1 protein-coding gene is annotated in these 1,178 nt (G+C 73.0%); it reads right to left on the reverse strand.

From position 1 onward, the window contains the following. Positions 1-49 precede the first annotated feature (49 nt). Complete coding sequence (locus CH341_RS29165; protein ID WP_111422785.1) at positions 50-1,051, reverse strand: Tim44 domain-containing protein; 1,002 nt, start codon at positions 1,049-1,051, stop codon at positions 50-52. Positions 1,052-1,178: the final 127 nt, after the last annotated feature.

The raw sequence follows: 1,178 nt of genomic DNA on the forward strand, positions 1-1,178 counted from the left end.
GCCGCGGGTCGCCCCGCGGCCGTTCGACAGGATCGTGTGAGTCGGGCCGTCAGCCCGCCTGCTGGATCGCCGAGAGCAGCCAGGAGCCGCCGCGGCTGCGCCGGAACGTCCACAGCTCCGTCACGGTGTCGCGACCCTCGCCGCCCGACACCACCTTACCGGTGCCGCGATCGACCATCCGGTCGACCAGCGAGTAGCGCATCGCCACGGTGGCGTAGTCGCTGTCGCCCTCGCGCCACGCCTCGGCCAGGTCGCCCTGCTCCAGCTTCACGTCGGCGATCTCGTTGATCACGCCGCGGCCGGCGTTCTCGGCGAACTGCTCCGAGAAGTAGGACAGCATCTCGGGCGTGACGCGGGTGCGCAGCGCCGTGAGGTCCTCCTTGGCATAGGCGCCCTGGACGTCGCCGAGCAGGTGCTCGAAGGCGTCGTAATCCGCCGGACCGATGCCGATGTCGTCCGACGGCTCCGCCGGCGCGGCACCGGCACCCCGGCCGAGGCCGCCACCGAGCCCGAGCGGCATGCCGAGGCCGTTGCGCGGCGGCGCGCCGTCGTTGACGTCGCGGAACTGCGGGCCGCTGGCCATCGCGGGCTGCTGGGCCCGCCGGCCCTGCCACATGCGCCACAGGAACATGCCGAGAAAGGCGACGAGGCCGATCTGCAGCAGCAGGCCGAGCATCGAGGCGAAGCCGCCGAGGCCGCCCATGAAGCCGTGGCCGGACAGCATGCCGATCAGGCCGGCGCCAAGGAAACCCGCCGCGAGGCCGCCCAGGAGGCCGCCGCCGAAGCCGCCGAACATGCCGCCGGGGCGGGCCATTCCGGTGGTGGCGGGGCCCGCGGCATTCGGCCGCGCGGGCTGGGTCATCGAGCGTTCCATCGGCGCGGCGCTCGGGGCGGTGCGGGTCTGGGCCGGAGCCGAGAAGGTCCGGCCGCCGCGGCTGCCGAAGCTCGAACCACCACCGGCGCGCGACCAGGCAACATCGCCGGCCACCAGGATCAGGGCGGAAGCCACGGCCAGGGAAAGAAAAATCGGGCGCGTGCGCGAACCGAACATGAGCGTCCTCCAAAGCGCCTGCACAAGACAGGTGCGTTACGCTGTCTTATATCGGCGCTGTCGCACCGGGGGGGAAGTGGCGCTTTGTCGCTGGCGCCGCCTGGCGACCCGTCGCCGGCCCGGCGTC

The sequence above is a fragment of the Rhodoplanes roseus genome (assembly GCF_003258865.1).
GTDB lineage: Bacteria > Pseudomonadota > Alphaproteobacteria > Rhizobiales > Xanthobacteraceae > Rhodoplanes > Rhodoplanes roseus.

Bases quoted from the DNA above. Each gene is read 5' to 3' on its own strand.
- CH341_RS29165 (WP_111422785.1), bottom strand. From the start codon at position 1,051: ATGTTCGGTTCGCGCACGCGCCCGATTTTTCTTTCCCTGGCCGTGGCT.